Source organism: Methylobrevis pamukkalensis (assembly GCF_001720135.1).
In the GTDB taxonomy this organism is placed as follows: Bacteria; Pseudomonadota; Alphaproteobacteria; order Rhizobiales; family Pleomorphomonadaceae; genus Methylobrevis; species Methylobrevis pamukkalensis.
This window is the reverse complement of the sequence record NZ_MCRJ01000285.1, coordinates 1-833: the sequence shown is the minus strand read 5'-3', so window position 1 is coordinate 833 and position 833 is coordinate 1. Positions and strand designations below refer to the sequence as shown.

Annotated in this window: 2 protein-coding genes; one reads left to right on the top strand and one right to left on the bottom strand. The window is 63.7% G+C overall.

The window, feature by feature from the left end; translation table 11 throughout:
- Positions 1–333 (bottom strand): hypothetical protein (locus tag A6302_RS23790; RefSeq protein ID WP_210183429.1); only part of this gene is annotated, 333 nt, incomplete at its 3' end.
- A gap of 9 nt (positions 334–342) precedes the next feature.
- Here A6302_RS23790 and A6302_RS23785 point away from each other — a divergent pair.
- Positions 343–833, top strand: a 491-nt coding sequence (locus A6302_RS23785; RefSeq protein WP_210183428.1) for a hypothetical protein, incomplete at its 3' end; no start/stop codon positions are given.

Here is an 833-nt window from a genome sequence, read left to right as displayed (position 1 = left end):
CTGAGCGCGTTCAGGCAAATCGCGCATGATGACCTTCGCGCGATATTCCCCCAGCTTGTTCAACTCCACGACCGTATCGAGGACGAGGTCAGCGGAAGTTTTCTGCTGGAACTCGGGCTTGACCCGAAGCGTCTGATCGAAGGCGGCCTGCTCGAGCGCCGCGACCGTCAGGATGTGGTTCTCATCGAGGACGACGACGTCGACGGGGAAGGCGCCGTCAAGCCGTCGGCGACCGAGGGCATGGTCCAGGCTGTCGGCCCTTTCGGCGAAGACGTCGGCAAGCGCCCCGCGTCGGATGTCGAGATGTTCGCTGTCAACGCTCAGTGGCTTCACGAGACGCTCATGCGCCTGATGAAGCCGCTGCTGAGCAAGCGGGCGGCCCAGATCCTGGACCCGGACCTGACCCTTGTCGGCGCGATCCAGATCGATGAGGCAGATGTGCCCGTCTATTTCGCCCGGCGGCTCAATGATCCGAAAGCGGCGCAGAGACTGGATCTGATGTTGCGCGCGCGGGACACCGCTGGGGTGGGCATCATCTTCGCCGCGAGCGAGGAGATGCCGTCACATCTTGGGCCTAACATCGTCATGCCGCTGCTGTCCCATCTCGCGTCGGCGGGCGAGGAAATGCTGTTCGCGCGCGACGGAATAGAACTCGCGTACCGAGACGGTCTTTCACTCGCACGCGGGGGCGTGTCGCCGCGGGTGGTTCGGACAGGCAAGCAGTCCGGCACGCTGTTCATTCCTGGCAGGGAGCCGCTTCACCTCGCTGGGAACGATCAACTTACAATCTTCGAGCGCCTGGTGGTCGCAGCCGCGAAAGGCAGTCCCGACGT